Raw genomic sequence first — 18,571 nt, 5'->3', positions numbered from 1 at the left:
ATGCTATTGCAGCAATGTGGAGGGGGGCATTCCGCAATGAACTATAAAGGTTTTATTCTGCATCATTCTAGCTGTACATCCATTAACGGTAAAGGTTTTGACTTCTGGGTAGGAGTGGATGGCGCAATTTATGCAGCACCGCTACTGACAGATCCGGAGTATATTCATATTTGTTTGGAAGGTGATTTTGGTAAGGAAGTGGGCGATCCTCCAATATCCGGAAGGAAGGAGCAGCTTTTTGCAACGGCTAAACTCGTTTTAGAATTAGTAGAACGCTACCAAATCTCCCCTTTAATCATCGAACCCCACAATAATTCCTGCCCAGGAGCATTTTTTCCTTGGAATGAACTTGTGATTTATCCCTCTGATGGTTATCATTGATCTGAGGTGACTAGTCGAATATGGAAAGATTACAGAAAATTTTGGCGCAGGCCGGTGTGGCGTCCAGACGTAAGTGTGAAGAAATGATTTTGGCCGGTAAAGTGGAAGTCAACGGGGAACTCGTAACTACGCTTGGCACGAAGGTGGACCCCGCAACAGATATTATTAAAGTTTCCGGTAGACTGATCCGGGGCGAGAACAAAATCTATATTATGTTCAACAAACCTAAGGGAGTTATCACAAGCGCTTCCGATCCAAAGGGTCGTAAGGTTGTAACTGACTACCTAAAAGGAATTACTGAACGGGTTTACCCTGTAGGCCGGCTCGATTACGATACGGAAGGTTTGCTGCTGCTGACAAATGATGGGGACTTTGCTAACTTGCTAACCCATCCGAAGCACCATGTACCTAAGACGTATCATGCTACGGTCAAGGGTATACCGCATGGTACTGCATTGGACAAGCTGAAAGCTGGCATTAAGCTGGAAGATGGCATGACAGCGCCTGCGGAAGTAGAGTACAAGGATATTGATGAAGCAAATAAAGAAGCGGTAATCAGCATCACGATTCACGAAGGACGTAATCGTCAGGTACGACGCATGTTTGATGCGATTTCACACCCCGTACTCCGTCTGAAACGGATTTCATTCGGGGATATTATGCTGCAAAATCTCAAACGTGGCTCATACCGTCATTTGACCAAGGATGAAATTAACCATCTGCAGCAAATTGCCAAAGCAGGATTGCTTAAAGAAAGAACTCCACGTAAAGAGTCATAAAGACACAGAATATTCACAATTAAACCCCCTAAAGCTGTGACGAAATTCGCTATAATGTTCATAGGATGTTCACACCTTACAACATAAGTATGAGTTGCGTCACAGAAGGGGGCTTTACGTGTGGGTAAAGCAAGAAAACCAATTCAAATCGTGATTCTGTTTCTAATTGTTATAGTGGGCGGTTATGCCATCGGTTCCTCTGTATTTGGGGGAAGCGGCAAACCAGAGGAAGGGAGCAAAGCACCTTCCTTTGATTTGCTTGGGCTTGACGGTCTGGCTCATACCCTAGACGAATATAAGGGCAAGACTATTGTGCTTAATTTCTGGGGCTCTTGGTGTGCACCTTGTGTCAAAGAAATGCCGGCTCTCCAAGCGCAATGGGAGAAATGGAAGGACAAGGACGTAGTGGTCTTAGGCATTAATGTGGGCGAAGACCGGATGACTGTCGAGAATTTTGTGAAGCAAGTAAACATCGATTTTCCGATTTTGATGGACACTGGACGTGATGCTGTACGAAGTTATGGTATTTCTCCGCTGCCAACTACCTTATTCATTAATTCCAAGGGTAAAATTGACAACATTCATATCGGCCAGCTTGATTTGAATTCACTTGATGATCAAATTGGGAAGCTGGTGGATTGATGAGTGAACGCGAGGCATTTATAACCAATACCAAATGTGAATGTGGTCACCAGAACCCTGTAGGCACTGTTTTATGCGAAGCATGCGGGAAGCCGTTGGGTAAAGAATCAGACTGGGGCGAGAATTTGGAAATGCGTTACGATGGCGTAGCTCGCCGTTCTCAGCGCGTTAACCCGGGGATTATTGATCGGGTGTGGAACTTTTTCTCTTCCGTCAAAATAGCGATCTATCTGATTGTGTTGACACTTATAGGCTCTATGTTAGGGACGATTTTCCCGCAGGAGAGTACTTTTCTTAATATTGATGCCTCAATTTATTACAAGCAAGAGTACGGAACAGCCGGATATATTTATCACAAACTTGGACTTTCACATACATACGAATCCTGGTGGTTTGTAACTCTACTCGTAATGATCGGCGCTTCACTTGTGATCTGTAGCTTGGATCGAGTACTTCCGCTCTATAAGGCCTTAACCAGGCAGAAGATTCGGAAACATCGCCAGTTCTTAACTCGGCAAAAAGCTGTGTTAGTGACTGAAGTACAAGAGGAACCAGAAGCTTGGGTAGCCCGGGTAATTCAGCCAATGCGTAAAAAGGGCTATCGCGTGAAGACGGATGGAGGGGCTCTGCTGGCAGAGAAACATCGCTTCAGCCGCTGGGGACCTTATGTAATACATATTGGCTTAATTATTTTTTTACTTGCTGTATTAGCAAGAGGATTGCCGGGACTGAACATGGATCAGCATCTTGCTTTCCCGCAAGGGGAGATCACACAGATTCCGGACACCACCTATTATTTGAAAAATGAGAAATTCACCGTGGAGTTTTATACGGAGGAAGAGATGCCTGAGGAATTTCGTGGCAAAAAAATACTTCCAAAGCTATTCCAGACCCAAGCTGTGCTTTATGAATGCACCGCGGATTGTGGAGACCCATCGAAGGAACCACAGCTATCCGAGGTGACGAAACATGATATCCAAGTAAATTCACCTTTGGATTATAAAGGATTGAAAGCGTATCAGTTTGATTATGATCTGACCCCGGTGCTGCGTTCGGTACAGCCTGAGCTTAAGAATTCCACCACTGGCGAGGCGTTCGGCAAATTTAAGCTGGACATGAAGAATCCTCCGCGGGCAATTCAGGCGGGTCCTTATACTTTAACTTTGAAAGAAAAGTATATGGATTTTGGTCTAAATGAGGATGGACAGCCGATTTCCAAATCACCTTATCCGAATGCACCTGCTTTTTTGTTCCTGATACAAGGTCCGGATCTCCCGGCGGAAGGGCAGCAGTATTTCTATTTTCCTAAACAGGTGGATAAGACGCAGTTTCAACAGGCTGCCATTAACGATAAGCTTGGCGGGAGCAATAGATTTCTTGAGCTTGAAGTGGACAACATGAGCGACGTTGATTTTTCGGAATCGACTACTTACTTGAATATACGTATTGATCGTGCAATGCCGTTTGTATGGCTAGGTGCAGCAATCGTGATGCTGGGTTTAGTGCTTGGCTTCTACTGGCAGCATAGACGTATCTGGCTTACCGTTGCTAACGGGGAGCTTATCCTCGGAGGACATACGAACAAGAACTGGTTCGGTTTCCGCCGTGAGATCGTTTCTATTTTAGAAAAAGTAGATCTGGTAGTCGATGAAAAATCATTAGATAATGGAGGAGGCCTTTCATGAGCTTGCTCGACATCAGCAGCGCTGTCTTTATTGCCGCATTTTTATTATACAGCGGTTCGTTTATGTTATTCACTATCGCCATCATGGGTCGCAAGTGGTCAGGCCGCAAGCCGGAGGAACATACCGCACGTTGGGGCAAAATTGCTTTTATTTTCTCTTCAATAGGTCTTATCTTTCATCTTATTTATTTCTTTACACGTTGGGCGGGCTCAGGGCATATTCCGGTCAGCAACATGTACGAGTTCATGACTTTTTTATCGATGATGGTCATGGTTGCCTTTACTGTGATGTACGCTATTTATCGTAAGGTAATCTTGGGTCTCTTTGCAGTTCCAATCAGTATTATTGTGATGGCTTATGCCGCAGTATTTCCACAGGAAGTACAGCCGCTGATTCCATCTCTTCAATCGAACTATTTAAAGATTCACGTAACACTGGCTGCACTAGGTGAATCCTTCTTCGCAGTAGGGTTTGCGGCGGGACTGATGTATCTGCTGCGAACAGTCAATTTTTCCAGTAAAGAGAAGGCGGATCGCAAGCAACAGAGGCTGGTCGAATTTACTCTCTTTTCAATCATTGTTATAATTGGGTTTCTGGGTTCTGTTTTTGCATTCCGCGGAGCAGGCTACGAAACTGTTTTTGTCCGTCCGAACGTTACGATTGACAGCCCCGGGCAGGAAAATAGTACAATAGAGAAAGTGAGTTATCGAATGCCGCCGATTGTGGCACCTCACAATAGCGAAATTGAGAGCTTCCAGTCGTTTCTTGGCATAAAAGAACCACTCTTTGAGGCACCATCTTGGATGAATGGTGTAAATGCTGGACGGAAGTTTAATACTGTAATTTGGTCACTCCTTTCCGGATTAATCCTCTACGGAGTTCTTCGCTTGATCGTACGTAAACCGCTGGGCACTGCTTTACACCCAGTGATGGACGGAATTGATGAGGGCGATCTAGATGAGATTACGTATAGGGCGATAGCCATTGGCTTTCCTATTTTCACATTAGGCGCTTTGATCTTTGCAATGATATGGGCGCAAATCGCTTGGGGAAGATTCTGGGGATGGGATCCTAAGGAAGTCTGGGCGCTTGTCACTTGGCTCTTCTATAGCGCTTATCTTCATTTACGTTTGGCTCGTGGATGGCAAGGAAGAAAATCTGCCTGGCTGGCTGTGCTTGGCTTCCTGGTCGTAATGTTTACTCTGGTTGGCGTTAATTTAGTCATCGCCGGACTTCATTCTTACGCGGGGACGGACTGAGCATAGTTTACCTGTTAACGTTGCACAATGGTTTAAAGATTACGTTCTACTGTATTGATGAAGGGGTTGTAGTGAAATGGCAGATCATTTAAACAGAATTCTGGTAGTGGATGATGAGGAACGTATTCGCCGCCTGCTAAAGATGTATCTTGAAAAAGAAGGTTATGAAATCGATGAAGCGGAAGACGGAGAAATCGCTCTTCGTAAAGCAACAGCAAATGACTACGGTCTAATATTGCTGGATGTTATGCTGCCTGGCATCGATGGGATGGAAGTGCTGACAAGACTCAGAGGAGTGAAGTCAACACCGGTGTTAATGCTTACAGCTAAAGGCGAAGAGATCAACCGTGTTCAGGGCTTTGAGATGGGCGCAGACGATTACGTTGTGAAGCCCTTCAGTCCACGTGAAGTCATTTACCGGGTGAAGGCTATTATGCGCCGTTCTTCGGCAACTGCTTTCTTGTCCAAGGAGAGCAATTCCAGCAATAACATTGTATTTACTCATCTTATTATTGAGCATGATGCTCACCGTGTGACTGCTGGTGGTGAAGAAGTGAGTTTGACACCTAAAGAATATGAACTTCTGCATTATTTGGCTATTTCGCCGGATAAAGTATTTTCTCGTGAAGAACTGCTTAAGGATGTCTGGAATTATGAATTTTTCGGAGATTTGCGTACTGTAGATACTCACGTAAAACGCCTTCGTGAAAAACTGAATAAAGTATCACCGGAATCCGCAGCGATGATTACGACCGTATGGGGCGTAGGCTACAAACTAGAGGTACCTAAATAAGTGAACTTCTGGAGAAGTCTTGTCGGCAAACTGTGGGTTACGATCATCTGCCTGGTCGCTGTCGTACTTATTACCTTGGGGTTATTTTTGCTTCCCTACATAGACAGTAACTTTGCCAATTCCGGAGATATCAAACGTTTATTTATGTATACTTGTATGATCGGATTTTCTTTGACTACATTTTTTGCGTTATTTTTGTTTACCAAAATCACTCAGCCGATGCAGCGTGTCATTGAAGCTGCGAATAACATTCGCCGGGGAGAATACGGAACAAGGCTTACGCTTGTCACAAGTGATGAAATTGGCCAGTTGGCGACTTCCTTTAACCATATGGCTGAGGAGCTTGAAGAGAATATTCGCAGTCTGCATCATGAGAAGGGGCATTTATCTAGCGTACTGCGCAGTATGAGCGATGCTGTGATCACCTTTGATATTGAAGGGCAGATTATTTTGACCAATCCGCACGGCCAAGCTCTGCTAGAGAGCTGGAGCGATTTGCAGTGGGAACATGCGAGTGATGCTGAGCTCCATCCCGAAACGTCTGAGAGCAGTGTTCCGCCTCCCCTGCGTCCTTTATTTTTAAGCACCCTGAAACAAGGTGGCGATGACCGCTCCAATGTACATGTGCGGCAGGGCGTCTGGTCTGTTCATATGGCACCATTATATTCTGAAGGCAGCATCCGGGGAGTAGTTGCTGTACTGCGGGATGTGACGGAAGAGGTGCGTCTGGAAAAGATGCGCAGAGACTTCGTTGCTAACGTCTCCCATGAAATACGCACTCCGTTGTCGATGATGCAAGGGTACAGTGAGGCTTTATTGGACGGGATGGCTTCATCCCCCGAAGAAAGCAGTGAGCTGATCCAGGTCATTCATGACGAATCACTGCGTATGGGGCGTCTGGTTAAGGATTTGCTTGATCTTGCCCGAATGGAAGCCGGACATACGGATATGATGAAAGCTCAGGTGGACATGAATGAACTGCTGGAACGAGTCTACCGTAAATTTTCTGTACGTGCCAAAGAGCGCGATATCCATCTTCACTTGCAGCAACAGAGCGATATTGCTGTTCTGAAGGCAGCGGATGAGGATAAACTGGAACAAGTCCTAACCAATTTACTCGATAATGCTTTCCGCCACACACAGGGTGGCAAAAAAATCACAGTTCATACAGGAACTTGTGTATTAGAAGGTCGTCGTTATCTTGAGATTAAAATTCAGGATGAAGGGGTGGGAATTCCACCAGAGGATCTGCCGTATATATTCGACCGCTTCTACAAAGCTGATAAGGCGCGTGTACGGGGAGAATCAGGTGGAACAGGACTTGGGCTTGCGATTGTTAAAAATATTGTAGAGTCGCATCACGGGACCATCTCCGCTTCAAGCAAACTAGGCGAAAGTACAACCTTTACGCTAAGACTTCCTGTCGAAAAACAGTAATTCCAAACACAATGTGTGATAGCGCCTCTGACAGCAGAGGTGCTTTTTGTTGAAACAAACACATTAATCTTGTTCATCGTGGAACATATCTTGTAGGTTTTGCTTGGGAGGGCATAGAATGATTTTATCTTTAGACCAAGGTACTACCAGCTCACGAGCCATATTGTTCGATACGGAGGCTAAATGGGTCTCACAAGGTCAATATGATGTTAAGCAATCCTTCCCCCATCCAGGCTGGGTAGAGCATGACCCTGAGCAAATCTGGGAGTCACAGCTCGCAGCGGCAAGAGACGCGATTGCGCGGGGTGGCATAGCGGTTGAGGAGATCTCTGCCATCGGAATAACCAATCAGAGAGAAACGGCTTTAATCTGGGATAAAACAACGGGCAAACCGATATACCCTGCGATCGTGTGGCAGGACAGGCGTACTGCAGAGCAATGTGAAGAACTTAAAAGTAAAGGGCTGGAGCAAGTTATTGCGAGCAAGACGGGCCTTGTTGTAGATGCTTATTTCTCAGCTACCAAAATCTCCTGGATACTGGATCACGTGGATGGTGCCCGAGAGCGGGCGAATCGAGGGGAGCTTCTGGCAGGTACGATCGACAGCTGGCTAATTTGGAGACTTACTTGCGGAGCTGTACATGCGACTGATGTTACCAATGCCTCACGTACGATGCTGTTCAATCTTCATGAACGGTGCTGGGATGAAGAGCTAATGCAAGAGCTTCGTATTCCGCGTACCATTCTGCCAGAAGTAAGAATGTCTGGCGGCGAATTTGGAATAGCAGACAAACAGTGGTTTGGGGCGGATATTCCAATTCGCTCTGTACTTGGAGATCAACAGGCTGCATTGTTTGGACATACTTGTCTAGAACCCGGCAGTGCCAAAAACACCTATGGTACAGGCTGCTTTATTCTAATGAACACAGGCACAGAAGCTGTAGCCTCCAGTCATGGCTTGTTGACCACTGTAGCTTGGGGTATGGGAGATGAACTCTATTATGCTCTCGAGGGCAGTGTGTTCGTGGCCGGAGCGGCCGTTCAGTGGCTGCAGGAGGGGCTTGGTCTTATAGAGGAGCCATCAGGCTCAGAAGATAAAGCACGGGAAGTAGAGGACAGTGAAGGGGTTATCGTTGTGCCTGCGTTTACCGGACTGGGGGCACCCTATTGGGATATGTATGCCCGTGGAGCCATATTTGGCCTTACTAGAGGCACTACCTCAGGACATCTGGTACGAGCTACATTGGAGTCCTTAGCCTTTCAATCTAGAGATGTAATAGGAGCTATGGAAAAAGACGCAGGCATGCCATTGACCGGCCTTCGTGTGGATGGCGGAGCTGTGCGTAACGATTTGCTGATGCAATTCCAGTCTGATATCCTGGGCAGTGAGGTTACTAGAACCACATATGCGGAGACAACAGCGCTAGGTGCAGCGCTTCTGGCCGGATTAACGTCCGGAGTCTGGACACGTGCCCAGCTAGAGAGCTTCAACAAGGCTGAGTGGGTCTTCTCGCCTGAGATGGGTATAACTGAGCGGGAAGGTCGTTACAACGCCTGGAAGGACGCTGTAGCGCGTACCATGGGTTGGGAGAAGCATGAAGGATATCAGTGATAAAGGGGCTGTATATGTCTATGATTAACGGAACCGAATCTGATCTGCCGGGCGGACTATCTAAGCCGGCGCTTCGAGCCCTGCATGGGGCTGGATATGTTCAGCTTCAACAATTCAGCAAGCTTACGGAGGCAGAGCTTCTGCAGCTACATGGATTGGGGCCAAAGGCGATCGTTCTACTGCGGAGTGCTCTTGCGGAAAAGGGGCTCACCTTTGCAAGTAAGTCCTGATGTTGCGTTCATATTTATAACAAAAAGCGACAAGCTTAGGTGAATCCCTAGCTTGCCGCTTTTTGTTATATAGCTCCTAATATTCAATAACAAATGCTACATTTTGCCAACCGGCGCCCACTGTCCAGAACAGGACTTTATCACCACGTTCGATCTTTCCAGTAGTTACAGCTTTATGTAGAGCAATAAATGGGCTGCTGGTAGAGGTATATCCGAATTCATCCCCTATGTATACCGCTACATTGCGATCAATACCGACTTTCTCACACATCTCTAAGATATTAGGCAATGAAAACTGTGAGAAGCAGGCTGCTTTAATGGCTTCAGGCGCGATATTGTTGTTAGATAGTAGAGTACGAATAGACTCAGAAGCAGCATCTATGCAAATGGAATCATCAAAAGGAATAAACTTCACATTAAACTCTCCAGCCGCTACACCTTGTTTACCCAGTTTAGCCAGGCCTGCGCACGGGAACTTGGATTTATCGCAAACACAAGGATCCGTTTGGTAGATAGAGTCAATGAAACCGACTACATCCTCAGCTTGTTCAAGAATGACTGCCGCCGCTGCATCACCGAAGTTAGCGTAGTAGACTGGATCATTCTTATCGGCATGAGGGGTAACATAATCGGAGCCGATTACCAACGCTCGTTTAATCCTAGGATTCGCTTGCATCTGACGGCTAACCTGTTCCACTGAAGCCGTCATACCCGCACAATTAGCATTGCTGTCAATGCAGATCGTATGGGATGCGCCTTTGATCAAACGGTGAATCATTAATGAGTTGGTAGGAAAGATATACTCAGGAGTTTGACTTGCATAGGCAATAAGGTCGATATCGGCACCTGTGAGACCACTTTTCTCCAGAACATTCAGGGCAGCCTCAAAAGCCATCGTAAGGGAATTCTCCTCCGCATCCTTAATACTATACCGTGCATTACGACCTAATGCGGATAATAGACCTCGAATATCAATGCCTCTTTCGTCAAAATGCTTAATGAAAAAGTCGTTACCAACTATATTGCTGGGATGATAGATATCAATGCCTTTAATACGAATTCCGGTCATAATACGCCTCCAGGAAAGCAGTAAAATGTGGCCTACATATTAAGATTAAAAGATCTAGACTGTAACCGCAGAAATGATCTCGATGTTATCGAGTCCAGCTTTACGGCCAAGACGGGAAAGCTGCATTTTGAGGATCGGGTTATTTTCAAGCGTTAGATTTACTTTTACAAATCCATCATTCTTAAACATTACAAAGCAGCTTTCTAAAAGAGGTACAACATCTGGTGCAGTTACATTTAGCTTTCTGCAGTCGATTTTTAGTTCATAGTCAGCTGGAGTAATTGGATTGATAGTTTGTTGATAAGCTTGAATAGATTTTAGACCATCTTCTTCAGAAAATGTTCCATCCAACTCAATGTTAATAACCTTGTTTGCAGTGTCTGTCTTCAAAACGAAACTTCCCATGCCTAAATCTCTCCCATAGATTGAATTTGTCCAAAACAGTTCGACTGCAATATCCAGCCCTTTATATATCCACTTAGCTGTTTTATAAAAGTCAAAATTCGACACTATACAGCAAGTATTGGGATATTCCGACTCTATTATAGGCATATTTTTCAAGTGCATGCAATAATAAAGTCGAATTTTGTATATTGTTGTCGAACTGTTGGGTTATTGGATTTCTTCTATGGTTGCAAGCAGGATATTAAAAGCTGTGATGATTCTAGGTGCCCCTATAACGGGTACTAAGTGTAATAGAATGCCTTTAAGCTGTTCTACGGTGACTCCAACACGAAGGGCCATAACATAATGAACACCCAGCTGTTCGAATTGACCCATTGAAATTAAAGATGAAATGACTGCGATTTCCTTCCAGTCAGGGGCTATAGTATTACGTTGAAAAATATCGCCATAGGCATTCCCCATAATAAATTCAGCCAAGTCAGGGAAGTGGTCTTTAATTGGAGCTAGTGCTTTTGCGCCATAGTCTCCTGATAGATTCGTGAAGTGGTTGAGACCACTGTTGATATTTTCCTTCATGGTTAGCCTCCTAGTTTAGGTTCAAAGTACGGTGTGCAGTCGGAGGGACTTCATCACGGTCTGTTAGTAGTTCAATAACGGCAACATGGTTTAGAGCTACCGCATCTTTAATTGCAGCTGTGAATTCATCCGCAGTCTCACATTTGTAGCCTTTAGCACCTAGAGATTCAGCGAATTTCACGGCGTCCATTGGTACTTCATATAGAGTTCCATCGATACGACCTGTGGTTTTCTCCATACCCTTAAGAGCCATATCTAGTTGCTTATTATTGACCACGATAAAGATGACAGGGATATCTTTGCAGACAGCGGTGTTAATCTCAGCGCCGAGCATCATGAAACAACCATCACCTGTAATGCAGAGGACAGTTTCTTCAGGAGCTGCAACTTTTGCACCAATAGCCATGCCGATCGAATTACCCATGCAAGCAAAATAAGCATCAAAAACAAAGCTGCCCGGTTTCTTAACCTTGTACCATTTTGCAGCGTGGAATCCATGGCTTCCATCATCAACGAAAATTGAATTATTATAAGGGATCAAATCACTTAAAGTGCTCATTACTGAAGCCAGTGAAAGATTCTTGAGGGTTGGAAGCTCTTCTGAATAATCAGCATCGGCCAAAGCCTCGCGTTTGGTGATTGTGCTTGGGTCAATATGATTTAGGCAGTGCACCAAATTATCGCGCAGGTCCCCAGTGACCGGTATCGTTTTGGACAATAGGATTTTTCCGACAAAGCTTGGATCAATATCAAATTGAATTAAAGTTGCTGGATGATTCTCCCGTTTAAGATTACAGATGGTCATATCACTTAAACGTGATCCAAGCACTATAAACAGATCGCTTTTATTCAATAAATCATCCCCGTGGGTCGAACCGCCAACGCCAATAGGACCATGATAGAGCGGGTGATCCCAGACTATAGCCCCTTTTCCACCAGGAGATGTTACTACAGGAATATTAAAAGTTTCTGCGAGTTGAACAAGCTCTTTATGTGCTCCGGAGCGGTTAATTCCTTTACCCGCAATAATCAAAGGATTCTTAGCAGCTTGAATAGCATCGATGACTCTATCGATATTTGCTTGACTAATTAGAGACTCTCTTTCAGGGATTACAATATTGCATTCTTCCAATACTTCAGTTTGTACATCAAAAGGAATACAAAGATGAACAGGACCCCGTTTGGCCAGGGCCACAGAAATCGCATGATTAAAAATAGTACCAAAGTGATCCCCACGTTCAACCAATTTACTGAACAAGGTGGCAGGTCTGAACATATCAGCTAAATCAGCCAGAAAAGAGGTGGAGTCCTGACATTGAGGAATTCCAAGCTCTGTAATGGATTGGTGGCCGGTAATAAACAGGACAGGTAGGTTGTTAGCTTTCGCATGAGCTGCTGCTGTGAGCAGGTTAGTTCCACCAGGACCAGAAGTACCAAATGCTACGCCTAGGTTACCCGTTTTCAGCGCATACCCTGCTGCTTCGAATCCGGAGCTTGCTTCATGTCTGCCGGGAATAAATTCAATACCGTAATCGACCATCTTTAGAACTATTGGACAAATCGATTTGCCAATGATCCCAAAAGAATGGGTGACTCCTAGGTTACGTAGTGCTTCCGCCATGTAATCTGCGACTGTCTTCAAAAGAAACACCTCACAAGTTTTTTGATATATATTAGTTATTAATCTACCGAATAGATACGATAGATCAATATACTCAAAAAGTAAAAACCTGTGCTCTATAGTAAGCACAGGTTGGTGGCATAAGGCGCCGCTAAGACTGAACAATAGTTCAGCCGTCCTGGTTCCTCTGCAACCTGGCAATCATGGCCTCAAACGAAAAAATGAGGCTGTAGATCCATGGTTTTGCGTCATCCTCTTTCGAGGATTTTGCCAATATTAATTTATAGTTGATAAGAATAATTTTCCTTTACAATATATTCCTCATTAATTTTTGTCAACATAATCCGCTAAAAAAACTCGAAATTTGACGAAAGTCTTGTCCAAGAGATGAAGTTTTGCCTCGCGAAAAAAACTGCCACCTAAGACTCAGCTTAGGTGGCAGTTGATAGTTTTGAACTAGAATTTAAAGATATGAATGGTTTTTTGCAGATTAAATACGGCCTGGGTCATTTTTTCCGTTTCTTCTGCAACAGACTGCAGGGCATTAATCTGTTCATTCATAGCCGCCGATACCTCTTCAGTGCCTGCAGCGGTTTCTTCGGTGATTGCTGAGATATTCTCAATTGCACTGGAAATTTTCAAGGCACTTTCTAGCATAAGATCACTCTCCGCAGAGAATGAAGAGATTTGCTCGGTAATGTACTGCACGCTTTGTACAATTTGTGCGAAAATATGGGCAGATTGAGTGATCATTTCATTCTGAACCTGCACAACCTCTTCATTGATGGCGATATTATCGATGGCTTGTTTAATATCTGACTCAATGCTGCGGACCAAACCGAATACTTCTTTTGTGGAAGCCGTAGATTCCTCAGCAAGCTTGCGAACCTCTTGAGCGACAACGGCAAAACCCCGACCATGCTCTCCGGCACGAGCAGCTTCGATGGAGGCATTGAGTGACAGCAGGTTGGTCTGCTCAGCGATCTCTGTGATGGTCTTGGTGATCATCGTAATCCCGCGGGCATTTTGTGAGAGAGCTTCAATAGTATCAGCCACTTTTTGTGTAGCCTCTATGTTTTTACGCATGCCTTCAGCCTGTGTATCTACGGATTGGCGCCCTTGCTCAACAAGTTCTAAGGTATGTATTGAACGTCTGTTCATTTCTTTGGTGGAGTTCGTATAATTGGATACTTTGGTCTCAATGTCTTTAATGGATTCTGTCATATCAGCGATATCCGTAGATATTTCATTTGCACCAAGAGCGAGCTCGGTAGAAGAAGAGGCTACTTGTGCCATAACAATTTTCAGGTTCTGGTTCTTATCTTCGATTCCGCGGCTTGCATCCATTACTTGACGGGTGATCTGCGATGCATCGGTCAGAATCTTCTTGAGCTTATCAATCATTGTGTTAAAGGAGCGGCTTACGTCACCCATTGAACCATTTTCGTCCGCTCTGCTAGTGAAATCCCCCTTCGAAATACTGTGAGATACATTAGCAATATCATCAAAAGATGATGTAAGCGTTCTCTCCACGAAGCGAGCAACAGGTAAAGTCAGACCTGCAAGAACAACTACTAGTATAATTCCTACGAGAAATTGACCTAGAATCATTAACGTAACTAAGACAGGAATAGCAAACAGTGCGGCAACGAGGTAACATCCGGCAACAATTCTTTGTTTTAACGGAAGTTTGTGCATCCAGCTCATTGGTAAAATGTCCCCCTTATTAAATTTTATGTAATGGTGTTATTATAGGGGATTTATAGGTCATTGGTCTATAGAGAAGTGTCATAAATCTTCTTTAAGTAGTAGATATTTAGAATTCATGTCAAAATTCCTCATATATTGTGGAAATTGTTTTAATAGCAGACTTTACCATCCCTACTAGTTCGGTAGGAGCTAAAACAATAACTGAAGGAGAAAAAGAGAGTACGATACGACAGGCAGATTCTATAGTATTAAACTCGGCCTCTACGTTCATCCACCCAGTATTAGCAGAGGGTTCTACTAAAGTTATAGTTACATATCTTTCACGTTGTAATTCTTTAAGAATAGACTCATTCACCTTTAATTTCACTACATATTTTGGCAGAGCTGCTTTAAAAGCTAAAGTCGACTGTTCCCAGTAGCTTTTTAAATCAAAAGTCTCAGGTCTGACAAATGATTCATTAGTTGCTTCAGCTTGTATTAATCTTGACACGCGAAAAGTCCGCATTTCATCCTCGGTTCGTGCCACTACATACCAAACTCCACGTTTTGCGACTAACCCAAGAGGTTCAATAAAACGTTCCTTCGTCTCGTCATTCCGTGGGTAAGTGATCTTTACTTTACGATCTTCCCAAACAGCTTCCTGCAGGATAGATAGGAACGGATAGGTCTCGTCGGAAGGGTGCCAGCTGGCACCATCAATATGGATGCGCTGGCTTAGGTAACTGGCTGGATTATTCGTCCTAGATGGCGAAGCAGCCTCCAGCTTGAGTACGGCAGAAGAAAAGTCGTTTTGTATACCCAGATCTTTTAAAATCGAGGAGTCTGCGGACAGCAGCAGAGTAGCAATCTCTGAGGGCTTCATACCCGTTAACGAGGTTCGGTATCCTTCCGTGAGCATCCAGCCCCCTTCGCGTCCCCGTTCGGCAAGAATCGGTATTCCTGCTGTACATAAGGCTTCCATATCTCTAAACACAGTTCGTTCAGACACTTCTAAGGTCTGGGCTAGCTCACGGGACGTCATCTTTCCACGATTTTGCAGCAAAAGTAAGATGGATAACAAACGATCGGCTCTCATTAAGGGAACATTCCTCCTCCTAATAAATGTTAGTCAGTTCTTAATTAATTATTATATTATATATGTCAGTTGATGTCATATTAAAGAATTATACTTATATAAGGTAAGGATTAAATATAGAACATTTAGAGAAAAACAAATGTAGAAAGGATTGAGAACATGACTTTAAAAGGAAAAGTAGCATTGGTCACCGGAGGCAGCAGAGGTGCTGGTAGAGGAATTGCATTGGAGCTGGCAAGGAAAGGTGCATTCGTTTATATTACGGGCAGAACGACAGAGGCCTCTGGCACAGGGCAAAGCAAGCGGAGCATTGATAACGTGCTTAGGGAAATAAAAGCGGAGGGAGGGTCCGGCAGCGCCATACGATGTGATCATACAAAAGATCAGGAGACAGAGACGGTCATTCGCCAGATTGCTTCAGAGCAAGGGCGGCTTGATATTTTAGTCAACAATGTATGGGGCGGCAACGATTTACTTATTGAGCAGAAGTCTTTCTGGGAGCTTCCAACAGCGCATTGGGACAATATGTTTAATGCGGGTGTGAGGGCACAGTTGGTAACAAATTATTACGCAATACCTTTAATGCGCGAGGCAAAAGCTGGCGGTCTAATCATCCACACAACCTTTTGGGATCATTACAAATATCTCGGAAACTTCTATTATGATCTTTCTAAAAATACACTTGTGCGCATGGCCTACGGGTTATCGATTGAGCTTAAAGAGGACAACATTGCAGTTATTCCTCTTACTCCGGGCTGGATGAGGACAGAGGCGGTGTTGGAGAGCATGAACACGGATGAGGAGCATTGGCATGAGGTTGAAGAATTGCAGATGACTGAATCCACAACCTATATCGGTAGGGCAGCCGCTGCTCTCGCAACCGATCCTGAGGTTATGTCTATGACCGGTCAACCGCAGCAGGTTGCTAAGCTCGCTGAAAAGTATGGATTTACCGACATCGATGGGCGGACTGTTCCCGCATTCTTAGTCTAAACAGCAAACTTGATCTGTTTGATCCCATTTCTGTGTACGAAGCAGTAAAGGACAGAGCTGATCTTAAATGCAGCATTTTCGTATATTTAGGACGCTATCGGTCCCCATAGACGCTATTGATAGGCAAAACACCTGATTTAGCTCTCTTTTTGAGGAATAGCGGCACTGGAGTCCGAAACACTGCTTCAAAGGTGAAGTTATTGCTTATAAGGCCATCTGGGTCCGTAAGTCTCCAGGGGAACTCGATTCGGTGTTGTAAATGAAGCCGAAATAGGTCGACGATCAACAACAAAAGCAGCGAAACTCCTATAAGGGGAGAGTCGCTGCTCTGTTGTTTGATTTCTATCTTATTGCTTACAGAAGAATGATTTCTTCGGCAGTGTTGATTTCTGGCAGGCCAGCAAGCTTCACAAGCACATGAGTAGGTACAGCTTTATCAACGGTCAGCAGCATGATTGCTTCGCCACCAACGATTTTACGTCCCACTTGCATGGAGGCGATATTGACATCATTTTCACCCAGCAATGTGCCCACAAGTCCGATAATCCCTGGTTTGTCGTTATGGGATACGACGATTTGATGTCCTTCAGGAGCGATATCAACTGGGAACTTGTTCACTTGAACAATTCTTTCTCCATAACCTTGCAGCAATGTTCCGGCTACGAGACGTTCTTGGTCGTGATCTGTTTTAAGGGTCACGGTAATCAGATTAGTGAACCCTTTAGTTTTGGAAGCTTTAGTTATTACTACATTAACGTCGCGTGTTTTTGCCAAGTGCATGGAGTTAACGATGTTAACATCCTCAGCGAAGTGGCGGGAGAGCACGCCTTTCACAATATAACGAGTAAGTGGTTGGGTATCGACATCTGACAGATCACCCGCATACTCAACATGGATTTCACGAATAGCACTATCTGTAATTTGGGTAACAAAGCTGCCCAGCTTCTCACCAAGTGTGAAGTAAGGCTGGAGTTTGTTCATTACGCTTGGAGCAACTGGAGGAATATTTACAGCATTGATGAACGGTTCATTACGCAGAATATGCAGTACTTGTTCCGATACATCGATCGCTACATTCTCCTGAGCTTCAATTGTAGAAGCGCCCAAGTGAGGAGTCACGATAATTTTTGGATGCGACAAGAATGGGTGATCTGCTTGTGGCGGCTCTTTTTCGAATACGTCAAATGCAGCGCCAGCAACAATACCGCTATCAATAGCTTCTACTAACGCCATTTCATCAATTACACCACCACGGGCACAGTTGATGATGCGCATTCCCTTTTTCATCACTTCAAATTGCGGGCGGGAAATCATATGGCGTGTTTCCGGTGTAAGTGGAGTGTGTACAGTAATGAAGTCTGCTCCGCGGACTACATCGTCAACGGAAGCTAATTTTACTTCCAGTTTCTCAGCACGCTCAGCAGTTAAGAAAGGATCAAAAGCAAGGATTTCCATGCCGAAAGCTTTGGCACGTTTAGCCACTTCGCTACCGATTCTGCCCATTCCCAGTACACCTAAAGTTTTGCCGCGAAGCTCTACACCCACGAAGGTTTTTCTATCCCAGGTTCCACCAATTGTTTTTGCATAAGCTTGTGGAATGTGACGGGCCAGTGCCATCATCATTGCAAAAGCATGCTCACAAGTTGTAATGGTATTTCCATCAGGAGCGTTGATAACAACAACCCCACGTTGAGTAGCAGCTTCCAGCTTGATATTATCTACACCCACACCTGCACGACCAATGACCTTTAAGTTTTTTCCAGCTTCGATAATTTTTTCAGTTACTGTAGTTTGACTGCGGACGAGTAGACCATCATATTCACCGATGATTGCAACGAGCTCATCTTCACTGAGACCTGTTTTTTTGTCTACAACTACATCTGTTGCGTCCATCAATTGCTGAATGCCCAAATCACTGATTGGATCCGATACTAATACTTTAAACATGGTTTCTTATCCCCCTTAAAGTTGAAAAGCTTTATATGTCGAGGACGCCCTGATGGACTGTCCACAATACCAGAAGGTTCACGAACTAGTAGAGAAAAACATGTAATAATAGTAGATCAACGCGGTGTCGCGCAAAAGAAACAGCGTGCAAGAGTACCGCGAAATCGGTAACTTTGGGCATAAGGTAGTATTTATGGGGGATTAGGGAATTAAAAAAACTCCCAACCCCATACTACTGCCGTAGTAAGGGACGAGAGTTATCTTCGTGGTACCACCCTAATTCACTGCAACTTGGAAGAAGCAGCCTCATTGGCCTGCATAGGCCACACTGTTAACGGAGTTGATCCGATTGTACCT

The 18,571-nt window shown here is 44.6% G+C and carries 17 protein-coding genes, 1 riboswitch and 1 other annotated feature (1 of these 19 only partly in view); of the genes, 10 read left to right on the top strand and 7 right to left on the bottom strand.

Annotated features, from left to right (window positions below):
- Nucleotides 1-36 precede the first annotated feature (36 nt).
- The 9 genes from NYE72_RS21065 to NYE72_RS21025 all read left to right on the top strand — a co-directional run bounded on the left by NYE72_RS21065 (nt 37) and on the right by NYE72_RS21025 (nt 8,818).
- Nucleotides 37-381 carry an N-acetylmuramoyl-L-alanine amidase gene (locus tag NYE72_RS21065; RefSeq protein WP_036676164.1) on the top strand — a complete coding sequence of 115 codons (345 nt, stop codon included), beginning with the start codon at nt 37-39 and terminating at the stop codon, nt 379-381.
- Between the two features lie 20 nt (nt 382-401).
- A complete protein-coding gene (locus NYE72_RS21060; protein WP_036676166.1) occupies nt 402-1,160 on the top strand; it encodes a pseudouridine synthase in 759 nt (252 codons plus the stop codon).
- Nucleotides 1,161-1,280: 120 nt separating this feature from the next.
- Nucleotides 1,281-1,802: a redoxin domain-containing protein gene (locus tag NYE72_RS21055; RefSeq protein WP_038572444.1), complete on the top strand. Its 522-nt coding sequence runs from the start codon at nt 1,281-1,283 to the stop codon at nt 1,800-1,802.
- Nucleotides 1,802-3,487, top strand: coding sequence for a cytochrome c biogenesis protein ResB (locus tag NYE72_RS21050; protein ID WP_076141320.1), 1,686 nt, complete (start codon nt 1,802-1,804; stop codon nt 3,485-3,487). Before NYE72_RS21055 ends, NYE72_RS21050 begins: the two co-directional genes overlap by 1 nt.
- Nucleotides 3,484-4,746, top strand: a complete 1,263-nt coding sequence (gene ccsA, locus NYE72_RS21045) for a cytochrome c biogenesis protein CcsA (RefSeq protein ID WP_036676173.1) — start codon at nt 3,484-3,486, stop codon at nt 4,744-4,746. Before NYE72_RS21050 ends, ccsA begins: the two co-directional genes overlap by 4 nt.
- A gap of 76 nt (nt 4,747-4,822) precedes the next feature.
- Complete coding sequence (locus NYE72_RS21040) at nt 4,823-5,539, top strand: response regulator transcription factor (RefSeq protein ID WP_036676174.1); 717 nt, start codon at nt 4,823-4,825, stop codon at nt 5,537-5,539.
- Entirely contained in the window at nt 5,540-6,976 is a 1,437-nt protein-coding gene (locus NYE72_RS21035; RefSeq protein WP_036676176.1) for an ATP-binding protein, read from the top strand.
- 118 nt (nt 6,977-7,094) lie between these two features.
- Nucleotides 7,095-8,588: a glycerol kinase GlpK gene (glpK, locus tag NYE72_RS21030; RefSeq protein WP_036676178.1), complete on the top strand. Its 1,494-nt coding sequence runs from the start codon at nt 7,095-7,097 to the stop codon at nt 8,586-8,588.
- A 14-nt stretch (nt 8,589-8,602) separates the two neighbouring features.
- Nucleotides 8,603-8,818, top strand: a complete 216-nt coding sequence (locus NYE72_RS21025) for a DNA-binding protein (RefSeq protein ID WP_036676180.1) — start codon at nt 8,603-8,605, stop codon at nt 8,816-8,818.
- A gap of 76 nt (nt 8,819-8,894) precedes the next feature.
- On the opposite strand, the gene NYE72_RS21020 is transcribed toward NYE72_RS21025, so the two are convergent.
- From NYE72_RS21020 to NYE72_RS20995, 6 genes are all read right to left on the bottom strand, one after another.
- The gene (locus NYE72_RS21020; protein ID WP_339210387.1) at nt 8,895-9,887 is read right to left on the bottom strand and encodes a ketoacyl-ACP synthase III; all 993 of its coding nucleotides are present in this window, start codon (nt 9,885-9,887) and stop codon (nt 8,895-8,897) included.
- 54 nt (nt 9,888-9,941) lie between these two features.
- Entirely contained in the window at nt 9,942-10,292 is a 351-nt protein-coding gene (locus NYE72_RS21015) for a hypothetical protein (protein ID WP_051490905.1), read from the bottom strand.
- 207 nt (nt 10,293-10,499) lie between these two features.
- Entirely contained in the window at nt 10,500-10,868 is a 369-nt protein-coding gene (locus NYE72_RS21010) for a carboxymuconolactone decarboxylase family protein (RefSeq protein ID WP_036676184.1), read from the bottom strand.
- Nucleotides 10,869-10,878: 10 nt separating this feature from the next.
- The gene (locus tag NYE72_RS21005) at nt 10,879-12,519 is read right to left on the bottom strand and encodes a thiamine pyrophosphate-binding protein (protein ID WP_141118482.1); all 1,641 of its coding nucleotides are present in this window, start codon (nt 12,517-12,519) and stop codon (nt 10,879-10,881) included.
- A 155-nt stretch (nt 12,520-12,674) separates the two neighbouring features.
- A riboswitch (cyclic di-GMP riboswitch) is annotated at nt 12,675-12,771 on the bottom strand.
- Between the two features lie 174 nt (nt 12,772-12,945).
- The gene (locus NYE72_RS21000; protein WP_036676188.1) at nt 12,946-14,196 is read right to left on the bottom strand and encodes a HAMP domain-containing methyl-accepting chemotaxis protein; all 1,251 of its coding nucleotides are present in this window, start codon (nt 14,194-14,196) and stop codon (nt 12,946-12,948) included.
- 121 nt (nt 14,197-14,317) lie between these two features.
- Nucleotides 14,318-15,274 (bottom strand): YafY family protein, encoded by a 957-nt coding sequence (locus NYE72_RS20995; RefSeq protein ID WP_038572440.1) that lies wholly within the window; start codon nt 15,272-15,274, stop codon nt 14,318-14,320.
- A gap of 159 nt (nt 15,275-15,433) precedes the next feature.
- On the opposite strand from NYE72_RS20995, the gene NYE72_RS20990 reads away from it, so the two are divergent.
- On the top strand, nt 15,434-16,267 hold the full coding sequence (locus NYE72_RS20990; protein WP_036676191.1) for an SDR family NAD(P)-dependent oxidoreductase: 834 nt from the start codon (nt 15,434-15,436) through the stop codon (nt 16,265-16,267).
- Nucleotides 16,268-16,621: 354 nt separating this feature from the next.
- Here NYE72_RS20990 and serA read toward each other — a convergent pair whose 3' ends face one another.
- The gene (gene serA, locus NYE72_RS20985) at nt 16,622-18,214 is read right to left on the bottom strand and encodes a phosphoglycerate dehydrogenase (protein WP_036676193.1); all 1,593 of its coding nucleotides are present in this window, start codon (nt 18,212-18,214) and stop codon (nt 16,622-16,624) included.
- A 243-nt stretch (nt 18,215-18,457) separates the two neighbouring features.
- Nucleotides 18,458-18,571 (bottom strand) — a binding site (T-box leader); it runs 117 nt beyond the window's last position.

This window comes from Paenibacillus sp. FSL L8-0333 (genome assembly GCF_037965665.1).
Taxonomy (GTDB): domain Bacteria; phylum Bacillota; class Bacilli; order Paenibacillales; family Paenibacillaceae; genus Paenibacillus_AQ; species Paenibacillus_AQ odorifer.
Note: the sequence above shows the minus strand (reverse complement) of the source record. Positions and strands in the feature narration are given on the sequence as shown.

Coding starts and splice junctions, on each gene's coding strand:
- NYE72_RS21025 (WP_036676180.1), top strand. CDS start 8,603: ATGTCTATGATTAACGGAACCGAATCTGATCTGCCGGGCGGACTATCT.
- NYE72_RS20990 (WP_036676191.1), top strand. CDS start 15,434: ATGACTTTAAAAGGAAAAGTAGCATTGGTCACCGGAGGCAGCAGAGGT.
- NYE72_RS21015 (WP_051490905.1), bottom strand. CDS start 10,292: ATGGGAAGTTTCGTTTTGAAGACAGACACTGCAAACAAGGTTATTAAC.
- NYE72_RS21040 (WP_036676174.1), top strand. CDS start 4,823: ATGGCAGATCATTTAAACAGAATTCTGGTAGTGGATGATGAGGAACGT.
- NYE72_RS21020 (WP_339210387.1), bottom strand. CDS start 9,887: ATGACCGGAATTCGTATTAAAGGCATTGATATCTATCATCCCAGCAAT.
- NYE72_RS21065 (WP_036676164.1), top strand. CDS start 37: ATGAACTATAAAGGTTTTATTCTGCATCATTCTAGCTGTACATCCATT.
- glpK (WP_036676178.1), top strand. CDS start 7,095: ATGATTTTATCTTTAGACCAAGGTACTACCAGCTCACGAGCCATATTG.
- NYE72_RS21010 (WP_036676184.1), bottom strand. CDS start 10,868: ATGAAGGAAAATATCAACAGTGGTCTCAACCACTTCACGAATCTATCA.
- NYE72_RS21000 (WP_036676188.1), bottom strand. CDS start 14,196: ATGAGCTGGATGCACAAACTTCCGTTAAAACAAAGAATTGTTGCCGGA.
- ccsA (WP_036676173.1), top strand. CDS start 3,484: ATGAGCTTGCTCGACATCAGCAGCGCTGTCTTTATTGCCGCATTTTTA.
- serA (WP_036676193.1), bottom strand. CDS start 18,214: ATGTTTAAAGTATTAGTATCGGATCCAATCAGTGATTTGGGCATTCAG.
- NYE72_RS21060 (WP_036676166.1), top strand. CDS start 402: ATGGAAAGATTACAGAAAATTTTGGCGCAGGCCGGTGTGGCGTCCAGA.
- NYE72_RS21050 (WP_076141320.1), top strand. CDS start 1,802: ATGAGTGAACGCGAGGCATTTATAACCAATACCAAATGTGAATGTGGT.
- NYE72_RS20995 (WP_038572440.1), bottom strand. CDS start 15,274: ATGAGAGCCGATCGTTTGTTATCCATCTTACTTTTGCTGCAAAATCGT.